This is a genomic window from Streptomyces sp. NPDC048825, from assembly GCF_043198355.1.
In the GTDB taxonomy this organism is placed as follows: domain Bacteria; phylum Actinomycetota; class Actinomycetes; order Streptomycetales; family Streptomycetaceae; genus Streptomyces; species Streptomyces xiangluensis.
Genome location: NZ_JBICUR010000011.1, coordinates 195720 through 211150, shown reverse-complemented (window position 1 = coordinate 211150; position 15431 = coordinate 195720). Strand labels below are relative to the sequence as shown.

The 15431-nt window shown below is 69.0% G+C and carries 11 protein-coding genes; 8 read left to right on the top strand and 3 right to left on the bottom strand.

All coding sequences use genetic code 11. From position 1 onward, the window contains the following. Positions 1 to 166: 166 nt before the first annotated feature. The 5 genes from hisC to ACGFNK_RS26225 all read left to right on the top strand — a co-directional run bounded on the left by hisC (position 167) and on the right by ACGFNK_RS26225 (position 8872). The gene (hisC, locus tag ACGFNK_RS26245) at positions 167 to 1246 is read left to right on the top strand and encodes a histidinol-phosphate transaminase (protein ID WP_393419729.1); all 1080 of its coding nucleotides are present in this window, start codon (positions 167 to 169) and stop codon (positions 1244 to 1246) included. Positions 1247 to 1522: 276 nt separating this feature from the next. Continuing rightward, a complete protein-coding gene (locus tag ACGFNK_RS26240; protein WP_393419727.1) occupies positions 1523 to 3031 on the top strand; it encodes a cytochrome ubiquinol oxidase subunit I in 1509 nt (502 codons plus the stop codon). Between the two features lie 20 nt (positions 3032 to 3051). Beyond that, entirely contained in the window at positions 3052 to 4056 is a 1005-nt protein-coding gene (cydB, locus tag ACGFNK_RS26235; protein WP_393419725.1) for a cytochrome d ubiquinol oxidase subunit II, read from the top strand. Between the two features lie 108 nt (positions 4057 to 4164). Next, on the top strand, positions 4165 to 7659 hold the full coding sequence (cydD, locus tag ACGFNK_RS26230; protein WP_393419723.1) for a thiol reductant ABC exporter subunit CydD: 3495 nt from the start codon (positions 4165 to 4167) through the stop codon (positions 7657 to 7659). Positions 7660 to 7822: 163 nt separating this feature from the next. Further along, positions 7823 to 8872 carry a peptidoglycan DD-metalloendopeptidase family protein gene (locus ACGFNK_RS26225; protein ID WP_393419721.1) on the top strand — a complete coding sequence of 350 codons (1050 nt, stop codon included), beginning with the start codon at positions 7823 to 7825 and terminating at the stop codon, positions 8870 to 8872. On the opposite strand, the gene ACGFNK_RS26220 is transcribed toward ACGFNK_RS26225, so the two are convergent. The 3 genes from ACGFNK_RS26220 to ACGFNK_RS26210 all read right to left on the bottom strand — a co-directional run bounded on the left by ACGFNK_RS26220 (position 8869) and on the right by ACGFNK_RS26210 (position 12359). Then, positions 8869 to 9735 carry a Cof-type HAD-IIB family hydrolase gene (locus ACGFNK_RS26220; protein WP_393419719.1) on the bottom strand — a complete coding sequence of 289 codons (867 nt, stop codon included), beginning with the start codon at positions 9733 to 9735 and terminating at the stop codon, positions 8869 to 8871. The genes ACGFNK_RS26225 and ACGFNK_RS26220 overlap by 4 nt on opposite strands. 88 nt (positions 9736 to 9823) lie before the next feature. After that, positions 9824 to 10423, bottom strand: coding sequence for an RNA 2'-phosphotransferase (locus ACGFNK_RS26215; protein WP_393419717.1), 600 nt, complete (start codon positions 10421 to 10423; stop codon positions 9824 to 9826). 148 nt (positions 10424 to 10571) lie between these two features. Next, entirely contained in the window at positions 10572 to 12359 is a 1788-nt protein-coding gene (locus ACGFNK_RS26210; RefSeq protein ID WP_393419912.1) for an SDR family oxidoreductase, read from the bottom strand. 290 nt (positions 12360 to 12649) lie between these two features. Between ACGFNK_RS26210 and ACGFNK_RS26205 the strand changes: the two genes are divergently transcribed. From ACGFNK_RS26205 to ACGFNK_RS26195, 3 genes are read left to right on the top strand one after another with little or no spacing between them, the layout of a single operon-like run. Further along, positions 12650 to 13624 carry an ABC transporter ATP-binding protein gene (locus ACGFNK_RS26205; RefSeq protein ID WP_386340545.1) on the top strand — a complete coding sequence of 325 codons (975 nt, stop codon included), beginning with the start codon at positions 12650 to 12652 and terminating at the stop codon, positions 13622 to 13624. Beyond that, a complete protein-coding gene (locus ACGFNK_RS26200; protein ID WP_393419715.1) occupies positions 13614 to 14519 on the top strand; it encodes an ABC transporter permease in 906 nt (301 codons plus the stop codon). Before ACGFNK_RS26205 ends, ACGFNK_RS26200 begins: the two co-directional genes overlap by 11 nt. Beyond that, positions 14516 to 15427 (top strand): ABC transporter ATP-binding protein, encoded by a 912-nt coding sequence (locus tag ACGFNK_RS26195; RefSeq protein ID WP_393419713.1) that lies wholly within the window; start codon positions 14516 to 14518, stop codon positions 15425 to 15427. The genes ACGFNK_RS26200 and ACGFNK_RS26195 overlap by 4 nt, the downstream gene beginning before the upstream one ends. Positions 15428 to 15431 lie beyond the last annotated feature (4 nt).

The window sequence follows — 15431 nt, the reverse complement described above, 5'->3', positions numbered from 1 at the left end:
CACCGGCGCTTGAACCGGACAGCGGCGCGCCCCCCGCTTCGTACGCCTCCGTCGGCCCGATGCCAGGGGCCGCCTACGCGGTCGGTCCCGGGCCATACGCAGCGGCGCCGAATCCTCATAAGGTGAGGAGTATTGGAAGCCGGTGGTGGTCATGAGGAGGACTGCGGTGAGCGAGACGAGCCCCAAGCTGCGTGCCGAGCTGGAGGGTATCCCCACGTACAAGCCGGGGAAGCCCGCCGCGGCCGGCGGTCGGGTGGCGTACAAGCTGTCCTCCAACGAGAACCCGTATCCGCCGCTGCCCGGGGTGATGGAAACCGTGGCCGCCGCGGCGGGGTCCTTCAACCGTTACCCGGACATGGCGTGCACGGCGCTGATGAGTGAGCTGGCGGACCGGTTCGCGGTGCCGCTCACGCATCTGTCCACCGGCACGGGCTCGGTCGGCGTCGCCCAGCAGCTGTTGCAGGCCACGAGCGGTCCCGGTGACGAGGTCATATACGCCTGGCGGTCCTTCGAGGCGTACCCGATCATCACGCAGATCAGCGGTGCGACGTCGGTGCGGGTGCCGCTCACGTCGGGGGACGTGCACGATCTTGACGCGATGGCGGACGCGGTCACCGAGCGGACGCGGCTGATCTTCGTCTGCAACCCCAACAACCCCACCGGCACCGTGGTGCGCCGGGCCGAGCTGGAACGCTTCCTCGACCGGGTGCCGAGCGACGTCCTCGTGGTCCTCGACGAGGCGTACCGCGAGTTCATCCGCGACCCCCAGGTGCCGGACGGCGTCGAGATCTACCGCGCGCGGCCGAACGTCTGCGTACTGCGTACGTTCTCCAAGGCGTACGGACTCGCCGGACTGCGGGTCGGCTTCGCTATCGCCCATGAGCCGGTGGCCGCGGCGTTGCGCAAGACCGCCGTGCCCTTCGGTGTGAGCCAGCTCGCGCAGGACGCGGCGGTCGCCTCGCTGCGCGCCGAGGACGAGCTCCTCGGCCGGGTGGGCTCGCTGGTGTGCGAGCGAATTCGCGTCGTCGAGGCCCTGCGTGCGCAGGGCTGGACGGTGCCGGAGACCCAGGCGAACTTCGTCTGGCTGCGGCTCGGCGAGCGTACGGTCGACTTCGCGGCGACCTGTGAGCAGGCCGGGGTCGTCGTGCGGCCTTTCCCGGGGGAGGGCGTGCGCGTGACGATCGGCGAGACCGAGGCGAACGACATCTTTCTGAAGACGACGGAGGGGTTCCGCAAGGAGCTCTAGCCTCCCGCGGCCGGCAGGGTTCCGTCGGGGACGGGGCTCTGCCGGCGGGTCTCCTGCCCTCTCTTCGCGTCACAACGCTCTGACCTGCGCTTCCGCGCCAGAGGCCGGATGGTCCAACCTTAGGGACCCCCCACCTCTCACGCCTCGAACGGTCATGCGTCATAATTGCTTGTGAATGTGAACGCGTTCACAAGCTTGCCCGGTTGGTCCCGTGATGTCTGCGACAAGCTGGGCAAACTGCCGCTGTGACCACGGCGACGTAAGGAGACTGACGACGTGGACCTGGCTCTGGCGCCGGAGACCCTGGCGCGATGGCAGTTCGGCATCACCACCGTCTACCACTTCCTCTTCGTCCCCCTGACCATCTCACTCGCCGCGCTCACGGCCGGCCTGGAGACCGCCTGGGTGCGTACGGGGAACGAGAAGTACCTCAGGGCGACGAAGTTCTGGGGGAAGCTCTTCCTGATCAACATCGCGATGGGTGTCGTGACAGGCATCGTGCAGGAGTTCCAGTTCGGCATGAACTGGTCCGACTACTCGCGCTTCGTCGGTGATGTCTTCGGTGCCCCGCTCGCCTTCGAGGCGCTGATCGCGTTCTTTTTCGAGTCCACGTTCATCGGCCTGTGGATCTTCGGCTGGGACAAGCTGCCGAAGAAGATCCACCTCGCCTGCATGTGGATGGTCTCGATCGGCACAATCCTGTCGGCGTACTTCATCCTCGCCGCCAACTCCTGGATGCAGCACCCCGTCGGCTACCGGATCAACGAGCAGCGGGGCCGTGCCGAGCTCACCGACTTCTGGCTGGTCCTGACGCAGAACACCGCGCTCGCCCAGGCCTTCCACACCCTCTCCGCGGCCTTCCTCACCGGTGGCGCCTTCATGGTCGGCATCGCAGCCTTCCACCTGGCCCGCAAAAAGCACATCCCCGTGATGAAGACCTCGCTGCGGCTCGGCCTGGTCACCGTGGTCATCGGCGGTATGTTCACCGCGATCAGCGGCGATGTCCTCGGCAAGATCATGTACGAGCAGCAGCCGATGAAGATGGCGGCGGCCGAGGCGCTGTGGGACGGCGAGGCGCCCGCGCCCTTCTCGGTCTTCGCCTACGGGGACGTCGAAAAGGGCCACAACAAGGTGGCCATCGAGATTCCGGGACTGCTGTCCTTCCTCGCCAAGGACGACTTCAGCTCGTACGTCCCCGGCATCAACGACGTCAACAAGGCCGAACAGGAGAAGTACGGCCCGGGTGACTACCGGCCCAACATCCCGGTCGCGTACTGGGGCTTCCGCTGGATGATCGGCTTTGGCATGACGTCCTTCGCCATCGGTCTGGCCGGGCTCTGGCTGACGCGGAAGAAGTTCTTGCTACCGCAGCACCTGCGCGTGGGTGACGACGAGGTGCCGCATCTGGTGCTGCTGCCCAAGAAGGCACTCGGCCCGACGCTCACCAAGTGGTACTGGCGCATCGCGATCCTGACCCTGGGCTTCCCGCTGATCGCCAACTCCTGGGGCTGGATCTTCACCGAGATGGGCCGCCAGCCGTGGGTCGTGTACGGCGTGCTGCAGACCCGCGACGCGGTCTCCCCCGGCGTCTCGCAGGGTGAGGTCCTCACTTCGATGATCGTCTTCACGGCTCTGTACGCGATCCTCGCCGTCATCGAGGTCAAGTTGCTCTCGAAGTACATCAAAGCCGGGCCGCCCGAACTCACCGAGGCCGACCTCAATCCGCCCACCAAGATCGGCGGCGACTCCCGTGACGCCGACAAGCCGATGGCCTTCTCCTACTAGGCCCAGGGAGCTGCAGAGTCATGGAACTTCACGACGTCTGGTTCGTCCTCATCGCCGTTCTGTGGATCGGCTACTTCTTCCTGGAGGGCTTCGACTTCGGGATCGGCGTCCTCACCCGGCTGCTCGCCCGTGACCGGGCCGAGAAGCGGGTGCTGATCAACACCATCGGGCCGGTCTGGGACGGCAACGAGGTCTGGCTGCTCTCCGCGGGCGGCGCGACCTTCGCCGCCTTCCCCGAGTGGTACGCCACGCTCTTCTCCGGCTTCTATCTGCCGCTGCTTCTCATCCTGGTCTGCCTGATCGTCCGTGGAGTCGCTTTCGAGTACCGGGCAAAGCGGCCCGAGGATAGCTGGCAGCGCAACTGGGAGAGTGCGATCTTCTGGAGCTCGCTGCTCCCCGCGTTCCTGTGGGGCGTGGCCTTCGGCAACATCGTGCGGGGCGTGAAGATCGACCGGGACATGGAGTACGTCGGCAACCTGTGGGACCTGCTCAACCCGTACGCCATCCTGGGCGGCCTGGTCACGCTGACGCTGTTCACCTTCCATGGGGCGGTGTTCGCCGCGCTCAAGACGCTGGGCGACATCCGGGAGCGGGCGCGGAATCTGGCGTTGCGGCTCGGTGTGGTGACGGCTGTGCTCGCGTTGATCTTCCTGGGCTGGACCCAGGCCGACAAGGGCGACAGCACGAGCCTCGCCGCACTGATCGTCGCGGTGGTCGCGCTGGTCGCGGCGATCGGGGCGAACCAGGCCGGGCGTGAGGGCTGGGCATTCGCTCTGTCCGGCATCACCATCGTGGCCGCCGTGGCGATGCTCTTCCTGACCCTCTTCCCGAATGTCATGCCGTCCTCGCTCAATGACGACTGGAGCCTGACGGTCACCAACGCCTCGTCGAGTCCGTACACGCTGAAGATCATGACCTGGTGCGCGGTGATTGCGACACCGATCGTGGTGGTCTACCAGGCGTGGACGTACTGGGTCTTCCGGAAGCGGATCGGTACGCAGCACATCGCTGAGGCTGTGCACTGAGTTCGATCGCCACTGAATCCAGGGGCATGTTTCACGTGAAACGTGCCTGTTGAGGAGAAGGTGTGTTTCACGTCAAACACACCTGCTTGACCCGAGGGTGTGTTTCACGTGAAACCAATCGACCCGCGACTGCTCCGGTACGCCCGCGCCACTCGCCACTTCCTGGTGGCGGTCGTGGTGCTGGGCGCTGCCGGGGCGGCGTTGGTCATCGCCCAGGCGATGCTCATCGCCGAGATAGTGGTCGGCGCTTTCCAGCACGGGCTGGAGGCCGCCGAACTCCGCGCCCCGCTCCTGCTATTGGTGGCGGTCGCGGGTGGTCGGGCGCTCGTCTCCTGGCTCACGGAACTCGCCGCGCACCGGGCCGGGGCAGCGGTCAAGTCGGAGTTGCGGGGGCGGCTGCTGGAGCGCGCGGGCGCGCTGGGCCCGGGGTGGCTGAGCGGGCAGCGGACGGGGTCGCTGGTCGCACTCGCCACCCGCGGAATCGATGCGCTCGACGACTACTTCTCGCGCTACCTCCCGCAGTTGGGGCTCGCAGTGGTCGTGCCAGTGGCGGTTCTGGCGCGGATCGTCACGGAGGACTGGGTCTCGGCGGCGATCATCGTCGGCACACTGCCCCTCATCCCGATCTTCATGATCCTCATCGGCTGGGTCACCCAGTCCCAGATGGACCGCCAGTGGCGGCTGCTGTCGCGACTCTCGGGGCATTTCCTGGACGTGATCGCGGGTCTGCCCACGCTCAAGGTGTTCGGGCGGGCCAAGGCGCAGGCAGAGTCGATCCGGCGGATCACCGGTGAGTACCGGCGGGCGACCATGCGAACCCTGCGGATCGCCTTCATCTCGTCCTTCGCGCTGGAGCTGCTCGCCACGATCTCGGTCGCCCTGGTCGCGGTGACCATCGGGATGCGGCTCGTCCATGGCGAGATGGATCTGTACGTGGGGCTGGTCATCCTCGTTCTCGCGCCCGAGGCGTATCTGCCGCTGCGGCAGGTGGGGGCGCAGTACCACGCTGCGGCGGAGGGGCTCGCCGCAGCAGAGGAGATCTTCTCGGTGCTGGAGATGCAGGTGCCGGACTCCGGGACCGCGATCGTGCCGCCCTCCGGCGGGATTCGCTTCGAGGGGGTGACGGTCCGGTACCCAGAGCGGTCGTCCGACGCCGTGTCGGATGTGTCCTTCGCGGTCGAACCCGGCGAGACGGTGGCGCTCGTCGGGCCCAGTGGCGCGGGCAAGTCGTCGCTGCTGAACGCGCTGCTGGGGTTTGTGAAGCCCACGTCGGGCCGGGTCCGGATCGGGGGAGTCGACCTTGCCGAGGCCGACTTGGCCAAGTGGCGTTCGCAGGTGGCCTGGGTGCCGCAGCGTCCCCATCTGTACGCGGGGTCCATCGCCGAGAACGTACGGCTGGCACGGCCGGACGCGGACGACGCCGATGTGGCCAGGGCGCTGGGTGACGCCGGCGCGCTCGAGTTCGTGGACGCGCTGCCCGACGGGATGCGGACCGTACTCGGGGAGGAGGGGGCCGGACTGTCCGCGGGGCAGCGGCAACGGCTCGCGCTGGCCCGGGCGTTCCTCGCGGACCGACCCGTGCTGCTGCTCGACGAGCCGACGGCTTCGCTGGACGGGGAGACCGAGGCCGAGGTGGTGGAGGCCGTCCGGCGCCTGGCGGTGGGGCGGACGGTGCTGCTCGTGGTGCACCGGCCGGCGTTGCTGGGGGTGGCGGATCGGGTGGTGCGGCTGGAGTCCGCAGTGCCCGTCGCGGGAGCCGGATCCGCGCACCCTGGTGGTACGGAAGCGCGCCGCACAGAAGCGGCGGTGTCCACAGCCGACCAGGACGAGCTGCCACTCTCCACTCAGGAGCGAGACAGCGTCCTCGCCCGCGTCCGCGCCATGGCCGGACCTCGGCGAGGTCGGCTCGCGATCGCTCTCGCGCTGGGCAGCCTCGCGCTCGGCAGTGCCGTGGGGCTGATGGCCACCTCGGGGTGGCTGATCTCGCGGGCCTCGCAGCAGCCCCCCGTGCTCTATCTGATGGTCGCCGTCACGGCCACGCGGGCGTTCGGGATCGGGCGGGCCGTCTTCCGGTACGCCGAGCGGCTGGTGTCGCACGATGCCGTGCTGCGGATGCTGGCCGACACCCGCGTCGCCGTGTACCGGCGACTTGAGCGGCTCGCTCCCGCGGGGCTGCGGACCGCCCGGCGCGGAGACCTGCTCTCGCGGCTGGTCGCCGATGTCGACGCACTCCAGGACTACTGGCTGCGCTGGCTGCTGCCCGCCTCGGCCGCGGTCGTCGTTTCCGCCGCATCCGTGGGATTCACGGCATGGCTGCTGCCTGAGGCCGGGGCCGCCCTCGCTCTCGGGCTGCTCGCCGCCGGAGCCGGTGTCCCACTGGTGACCGGCGCATTCGCGCACCGCGCGGAGCGCAGGCTGGCCCCCGCCCGCGGCGTCCTGGCGACCCGCGTGGCCGACCTCCTCACAGGGACGGCCGAGTTGACGGTCGCCGGTGCGCTGCCCGCGCGCACCGCCGAAGCGCGGCAGGCCGATGCCGCGCTGACTCGCATCGCGTCGCGCACCGCGACCGCCGCCGCGCTCGGCAACGGGCTCATCGCGCTCGTCTCCGGACTCACCGTGGCGGTCACCGCGCTCGTCGGCGCCCGGGCGGTCGCCGACGGCCGCCTCAGCGGCGTGCTGATGGCCGTCGTCGTCCTCACCCCGCTCGCCGCGTTCGAGGCCGTCCTGGGGCTTCCGCTCGCGGTCCAGTACCGGCAGCGGGTGCGTAAGAGCGCGGAGCGCGTGTACGAGGTCCTGGACGCCCCCGATCCCGTACGCGAACCGGAGAGGCCGCGAGAGGCACCGGCGTCGCCGTTCCCGCTCGTTCTCCAAGCGATGTCCGCCCGCCACCATGGGCAGGACCGGGACGCGCTGGCCGGGATCGACCTGACGCTCGCACGCGGGCAGAGGATCGCCGTCGTGGGGCAGTCCGGGTCCGGCAAGACGACCCTCGCGCAGGTGCTGCTGCGGTTCCTGGACGCGGGGGCGGGGACGTACATGCTGGGCGGCGTGGACGCGTACGACCTGAGTAGTGACGACGTACGACGCCTGGTCGGGCTGTGTGCGCAGGACGCGCATCTCTTCGACAGCTCGGTACGCGAGAACCTGCTGCTCGCGCGGAAGGACGCGACCGAGGACGAACTGCGTGACGCGCTCGGACGGGCCCGGTTGCTCGACTGGGCCGACGGTCTGCCCGAGGGGCTCGACACGCTGATCGGCGAGCACGGGGCGCGGCTGTCCGGTGGGCAGCGGCAGCGGCTGGCGTTGGCCCGTGCGCTGCTCGCCGACTTCCCGGTCCTCGTCCTCGACGAGCCCGCGGAGCACCTCGACCTTCCGACGGCCGACGCGCTGACCGCCGATCTGCTAGCCGCGACCGAGGGCCGTACGACGCTGCTGATCACCCACCGGCTGGCGGGTGTGGAGGCCGTGGACGAGGTGATCGTGCTGGCGGACGGACGTGTCGTGCAGCGGGGCCCGTACGGCGAACTGGCTGCCGTGGACGGTCCACTGCGGGAGATGCGGGAGCGGGAGGAGGCGTCGGAGCTGCTGGCAGCGGTTCGCTGACCCCACTGAGCCGCCCTACGCAGCAGCTCCGCTGACGATCCACTCAAGTGCCGTGGACCAGGCCGCTGTTCGGAGCAGCAGAATGGTCCGTCCGAGGCATTCGATCCCCCAGGCGTACGACTTGAACAGGACCGCGGCCCGGGCGCGGGACACGATCCGTTGTATGCGCCCACTTCGCCGCCATCCCCTGCTCGTACCGGCGCTGCTGTGCGCGCTGGCCCTTCTGGCGGCCGGGCCCACGGCGGCCAAGGGGGACGCGGGCGATCCCGGTGGCCTGAGCACCGAGGTGGTGCGGCTCTTCGAAGAGGCGTCCGCCGCGACGCGGCGATACGAGGAAGGGCGCAAGGAGGCCGAGGTGCAGCGGGCCCGGGCACAGCGGCTGGAGCGGCTTCTCGCGCGGGAGCAGCGGAGCATTGCCGCACTGCACGGGGACCTCGGCCGGATCGCGCGCGCCCAGTACCGCAGCGGTGGGGGGCTTCCGCACACCGCGCAGTTGCTGCTCGCGGACAGCCCCGAGGAGTTGATGCGCGGTCAGCGTGCGGTGTGGCAGGCGGACCTGGCGGTCAACAACGCCGTCACCAAGAGCCGCCGCGCCGAGGCACGGCTCGCCGCCGACGAGGCGAAGGCCGCGAAGGCCTGGCAGACGCTGGAACGGCGCAATGCCCGACTCGCCGAGATGAAGCAGGGGATCGAGCAGAGGCTCGAAGCGGCGCAGTCGACGCTTCAGGGGCAGGCGGACGCCTCGGTCGCAGCGGGTGCGTGCCGGGGCGCGGTCCGGCTCGACCAGTCGGAGCCAGGCTTCGCGGCTGCGTGGGTCGCGCCATTGGAGACGTACGAACTCTCCGCGGGCTTCGGGAGCGGTGGTGAGCGCTGGGCGAGTCGGCACACGGGGCAGGACTTCGCGGTGGACATCGGCGCGCCGGTGCGCTCAGTGGGCGAGGGGCGCGTGGTCAAGGTGTCGTGCGGCGGTCCGTTCGGTGTCGAGGTCGTTGTGCGGCACCCCGGGGGCTACTACACGCAGTACGCGCATCTCGCGTCGGTCGCTGTTGACAAGGGGGAGCGGGTGGCGGCCGGGCAGTGGGTCGGCCAGTCGGGCACGAGCGGCAACTCGACTGGACCGCATCTGCACTTCGAGGTGCGTCTGACGCCGTATCACGGCTCGGGCGTCGATCCGATGGGGTGGCTGGCCGAGCGCGGGGTGCAGGTCTCCTAGGAGAGAGCCAGCATCCGTTCGATCACGACTGCCACACCGTCCTCGTTGTTGGCGACCGTGCGTCCGGAGGCCGCGGCGATCACGTCGGGGTGTGCGTTGCCCATCGCGTACGACGTGCCTGCCCAGGTGAGCATTTCCACGTCGTTCGGCATGTCCCCGAAGGCGACGACCTCCTCGTGCGAGATGCCGCGCTCGGCGCAGCACAGCGCGAGCGTGCTGGCCTTGGAGACGCCGGGGCCGCTGATCTCCAGCAGTGCGCTGGGGCTGGAGCGGGTCACGCCTGCGCGGTCGCCGATGGCCAGGCGGGCGGTCATCAGGAAGTCGTCCGGGTCGATCTCGTGGTGGAACGCGAGAATCTTGAGCACCGGCTCGTCGGCACCGGGGCCGTCCGGCGCCAGGAGTTTCTCGGCGGGCGCGAGAGTGTCCGGGATCTCCATGTGCATCTTCGGGTACGACGGCTCCTGGTAGAAGCCGTACGTCTGCTCAATGGCGAACACGGTCCCCGGCGCGGCCTCGCGGAGCAGCCGCACGGCATCGAGCGCGTTCTCCCGTGCCAACTCCCGGACCTTGACGAAACGGTGGTTGCCGGCGCCGCCGTGCAGGTCGACCACGGCGGCGCCGTTCCCGCAGATGGCGAGGCCGTGGCCGTGGACATGGTCGCTGACGACATCCATCCAGCGGGCGGGGCGGCCGGTCACGAAGAAGACCTCGATGCCCGCCTCCTCCGCGGCGGCCAGAGCGGCGACCGTGCGCTGCGAGACGGAATGGTCGTCGCGCAGCAGGGTGCCGTCCAGATCCGTTGCGATCAGCCGGGGCGGAAGGGTGGAGGCCGGAGTCTGGGGCCGGCGGGTCGCTGAGGTCACGCCGCCATTGTCCCGCAGATGCCCGCACGACCGTGCGACGGCCCGCACACACGGGCCCACGCCAGCCCAAACCCGCCGAGGCCGCAGGTCAGTGCGGCTCGGGAAACCGCAGGTAGCGCGGCGGCACGGCGGCAGTGAGCCAGACGTCGTTGGCGCTGACCCGGAAGACGTGGCTGTCGCGGTGCATGGCGGCGGCGTCCACGGAGAGTACGACGGGACGGCCGCGGCGGGCACCGACGCGGGTCGCGGTCTCGCGGTCCGCTGAGAGGTGCACATCGTGGCGGTTCATGGGCCGGAGGCCCTCGGCGCGGATCGCGTCCAGGTTGCGGGCGACGGTCCCGTGGTAGAGGTACGCGGGCGGCGTCGCCGGGGACAGACCGAGGTCCACCTCGATGGAATGGCCCTGGCTGGCGCGGATCCGGGTGCCCTCGATCGCGAAGCGCCGCTTGTCGTTGGTGGCCACCACGTGGTCGAGCTCGGCCCGCGTGAACCGGAAGCCGTGGGCTGCCGTCGCGGCCATCAGCGTCTCGATCTCGACCCAGCCGCCTTCGTCGAGCGTCAGCCCGATCAGCTCGGGCTGATGCCGCAGGTGTTTCGAGAGGTACTTCGACACCTTCACGGTGCGGCGTTCATCGATCTCGGAGAGTGTCCTGGAATCGATCTCGGCATCCGTCTCGGATTCGTTCATGACGCCAGAGTGCCTGGCGAGACGCTGATCACGCATTTTATTTGAGTGCGGAGGTTTGATCCACAGCCAAGTGCGTTATCCACAGGGCAAGTTGACGTTACCTGTGGACAACTCTCCGTCCCTTTCGTTGTTTTCCTCCGGCATGTCCTTACAGCGGTGGCTCTATCCGTCCGATCGCGCGCAGCGCCCTGGGCGTGAAGCGGGCCATGAGGTGGGCACCACGGGCCTCGGGGGTCACAGGCACCACGGGCTGGTTGCGGACCACCGCGCGCAGGACGGCGTCGGCGACCTTCTCCGGTGGGTAATTGCGCAGCCCGTACAGCCGCGCGGCCTTCTTCCGGCGCTGCTTTTCCTCCTCGGCGTCGACGCCCGCGAAGTGCGCGGTTGAGGTGATGTTGGTGTTGACGAAGCCGGGGCAGATCGCCGAGACGCCGATGCCCTGGTCCGCCAGCTCCGCGCGCAGGCATTCGCTGAGCATCAGCACCGCCGTCTTGGAGGTGCTGTAGGCGGGCAGCGCCTTCGAGGGCAGATATGCCGCCGCCGACGCGGTGTTGACGATATGGCCGCCCTGTCCGCGCTCGACCATCTGCTTGCCGAAGAGCCGACAGCCGTGGATCACACCCCACAGGTTGACGTCGAGGATCTTCTTCCAGTCCTCCGTCGTGGTGTCGAAGAAGGAGCCGGAGAGTCCGATCCCGGCGTTGTTCACCAGTACGTCGACCACCCCGTACTCGGCGGCGACCTTGTCGGCGAACTTCTCCATGGCCTGTTCGTCACCGACGTCGACCGTCTCGGCCCACGCTTCGCGCGCCCCGCCCTGACGTGACAGCTCCGCGGTGCGGGCCACGCTCTGTGCGTCCCGGTCGACAGCCACCACGCGTGCGCCGGCCTCGGCGAACGCCAGGGCGGTGGCCCGCCCGATGCCGCTGCCTGCCCCGGTGACCAGCACGAGCTGCCCACCGAAGCGGTCCGCGTACTTGCCGGTCGCCATCGGTGCGGGCCTTCCACTGTCGATCGAGGTCACGAACTCGGTGATCCAGGCGGCCAGTTGATCCGGCCGGGTGCGCGGGATCCAGTGCTTGGCAGGGAGCGTGCGGCGGACCAGCTGCGGGGCCCATTGCTCCAGGTCGTCGTAGAGCCGTTCGGACAGGAAGGCATCGTCCAGGGGAGTGATGAGCTGCACGGGCGCGTGTGCGTACGCGTCCGGGCGCGGATTGCGCAGCCGCGGCCGCATGTTGTCCCGATACAGCCATACGCCGTGTGCCGCGTCCGAGGGCAGCGATGCGGTCGGGTACTCGTCCGTGGGGATCTTCTCGATCCGCCGAAGGATCTTCGGCCACTGCTTGCCGAGTGGGCCGCGGCAGAGAAGTTCGGGCAGGACGGGGATGTGCAGCGCGTAGATGTACCAGGACTTGGTTCCCTGGCCGAGGAGTTGACCGAGCCTGCGCGGGGTCGGGCGTGACCTGCGCTTCTTGATCCAGTGCCCGAAGTGGTCCACGGAAGGCCCGGACATCGACGTGAAGGAGGCGATCCGCCCTTCGGTGCGCCCGACCGTGACGAATTCCCAGCCCTGGCCCGAGCCCCAGTCATGCCCGACCAGATGCACCGGCCGGTCAGGGCTGACCGCGTCCGCGACCGCCAGGAAGTCGTCCGTCAGCTTCTCCAGAGTGAACCCGCCGCGCAGCGGCTGCGGCGCGGTCGACCTGCCGTGGCCCCGGACGTCGTACAGCACCACGTGGAATCCGCGCTCGACGAGGCGTGGAGCGACCTCGGACCACACCTCCTTGGTGTCCGGATAGCCGTGGACGAGCAGGACGGTGGGCTGCGAGGGGTCCCCCAGTTCGGCGACGCACAACTCGACCCCGCCCGTCCGCACCCAGCGTTCGCGCGCGCCCTTGAGCAGACCTTCGCCTGTCACGCGGTCCCCCTTGCTCATACGGTCTCGCTTGCTCACACGCCCCGCTTACTCATGCCGGTCAGACCCGTCAGCGATCGCATGCCGGGCCCTGTCGAATGTTCCAATTGTTGGAAGCCGCGTCAACGGGCAGGCGCGGGGCCTGTGGACAACTCGCCCAATGGGGAAAACAGCCGGGTGCGGACGACCGCCCTCGGTTGTTCGACTTCAGGGTGACCCTTACGGGCCCGTAATACCGGAGAGTGACACCGATACAGCTCCCTGGGGTGACGTCCCATTGTGGCCTGCGCCACTACCTTCGAATCGTGACTGTGATCGCGACCGAAAGCCTGAGCAAGCGGTTCCCGAGGGTGACCGCTCTTGACCGGCTCTCCGTGGATGTCGGGCCCGGTGTGACGGGACTCGTCGGAGCCAACGGAGCCGGCAAGTCCACACTGATCAAGATCCTGCTGGGTCTGTCCCCCGCCACCGAGGGCCGCGCCGAAGTGCTCGGCCTCGATGTCGCCACGAAAGGCGGTGACATCCGCGAGCGGGTCGGGTACATGCCCGAGCACGACTGCCTGCCGCCCGATGTCTCGGCCACCGAGTTCGTCGTCCACATGGCGCGCATGTCCGGCCTGCCCCCGGCGGCGGCCCGCGAGCGCACCGCGGACACGCTGCGCCACGTCGGTCTCTACGAGGAGCGCTACCGCCCCATCGGCGGCTACTCGACCGGCATGAAGCAGCGCGTGAAGCTCGCGCAGGCCCTCGTCCACGACCCCCAGCTGGTCTTCCTCGACGAGCCGACCAACGGCCTCGACCCGGTCGGCCGCGACGAGATGCTGGGCCTGATCCGCCGCATCCACACCGACTTCGGCATCTCTGTCCTCGTCACCTCGCACCTGCTGGGCGAGCTGGAGCGCACCTGCGACCACGTCGTCGTCGTCGACGGCGGCAAGCTCCTGCGCTCCAGCTCCACCACGGACTTCACCCAGACCACGACGACCCTCGCGATCGAGGTCACCGACACCGACGACCACCCGGACGGCACGCGTGCAGTGCGCGAGGTGCTGCAAGCGCGCGGGATCGACACTCACGACGGCAGCGGACTGCCGGGTGCCGGTCACATCCTGCTGCTCACGGCGGACGGCGAGGAGACGTACGACCTCGTGCGTGACGTCGTCGCCGACCTCGGCCTCGGCCTGGTCCGTATGGAACAGCGCAGGCACCACATCTCGGAGGTCTTCAAGGACGCCGACGACGCGCGGGACGAAGAGCGGAAGGAGGCGGTCGGCCATGGCGGTTGAGCAGACCCCGGCCCGGGCCGGCGAGCAGACCCGGATCCACAACATCGGCTACCGCAACTACGACGGCCCACGCCTGGGCCGCGCCTACGCCCGCCGCTCGCTCTACTCGCAGTCCCTGCGCGGCTCGTACGGCCTCGGCCGCTCGGCCAAGTCCAAGGTCCTGCCGATGCTGCTCTTCGTGGTGATGTGCGTACCCGCGGCCATCATGGTGGCAGTCGCGGTCGCCACCACGGCGAAGGACCTGCCGGTCGACTACACGCGCTATGCGATCTTCCTGCAGGCGGTCATCGGCCTGTACGTGGCCTCGCAGGCGCCGCAGTCCGTCTCGCGCGACCTGCGCTTCAAGACCGTACCGCTGTACTTCTCGCGCCCCATCGAGACCGCCGACTACGTCCGCGCCAAGTACGCGGCGCTGGCCTCGGCGATGTTCATCCTCACCGCCGCACCCTTGCTCGTGCTCTACGTGGGCGCACTGCTCGCCAAACTTGACTTCACCGACCAGACCAAGGGATTCGCACAAGGGCTCGTCTCCGTTGCACTGCTTTCACTGCTCTTCGCCGGTATCGGCCTGGTCATCTCGGCGGTCACCCCGCGCCGCGGCTTCGGCATCGCGGCCGTCATCGCCACGCTGACCATCTCCTACGGGGCGGTATCCACCGTCCAGGCCATCGCGTACGAGCAGAACAGCACCGATGCGATCGCCTGGCTCGGCCTCTTCTCGCCCATCACGCTCATCGACGGAGTACAGACCGCCTTCCTCGGCGCCTCGTCCTCCTTCCCCGGAGAAGTGGGCCCGTCGAACGGCGAGGGCGTCGTCTACCTCCTTGTCGTCCTGGGCCTCATCGCGGGCTGCTACGGCCTCCTGATGCGCCGCTACCGAAAGGTCGGACTGTGACCACGCTCAACATCGACCACGTATCGCGCTGGTTCGGCAACGTGGTGGCCGTCAACGACATCACGATGACGGTCGGTCCGGGAGTCACCGGCCTGCTCGGCCCGAACGGCGCCGGAAAGTCCACCCTCATCAACATGATGGCCGGCTTCCTCGCCCCCTCCACGGGCTCCGTCACACTCGACGGCGAGCCGACCTGGCGTAACGAACAGATCTACAAGAAGATCGGCATCGTCCCGGAGCGCGAGGCGATGTACGACTTCCTCACCGGCCGCGAATTCGTCGTCGCCAACGCCGAGTTGCACGGCCTCGGCAAGAAGGCCGCTCAGAAGGCCCTCGCCACGGTCGAGATGGAGTACGCGCAGGACCGGAAGATCTCGACGTACTCCAAGGGCATGCGGCAGCGCGTGAAAATGGCCTCCGCGCTCGTCCACGGGCCGTCACTGCTGCTGCTCGACGAGCCCTTCAACGGCATGGACCCACGCCAGCGCATGCAACTGATGGATCTGCTCCGCCGCATGGGCGACGAGGGCCGTACGGTGCTGTTCTCGTCGCACATCCTCGAAGAGGTCGAGCAACTCGCCTCACACATCGAGGTGATCGTCGCCGGACGGCACGCCGCGAGCGGCGACTTCCGGCGCATCCGGCGCCTGATGACCGACCGCCCGCACCGCTACCTCGTGCGCTCCAGCGACGACCGCGCGCTCGCGGCCGCGCTCATCGCCGACCCGTCGACCTCCGGCATCGAAGTGGACCTCCAGGAGGGCGCGTTGCGCATCCAGGCGGTCGACTTCGGGCGCTTCACGGCACTGCTGCCGCGGGTGGCCAGGGACCACGGCATCCGGCTGCTGACTGTCTCGCCTTCGGACGAGTCCCTCGAGTCCGTCTTCTCGTATCTCGTCGCGGCGTAGGAGG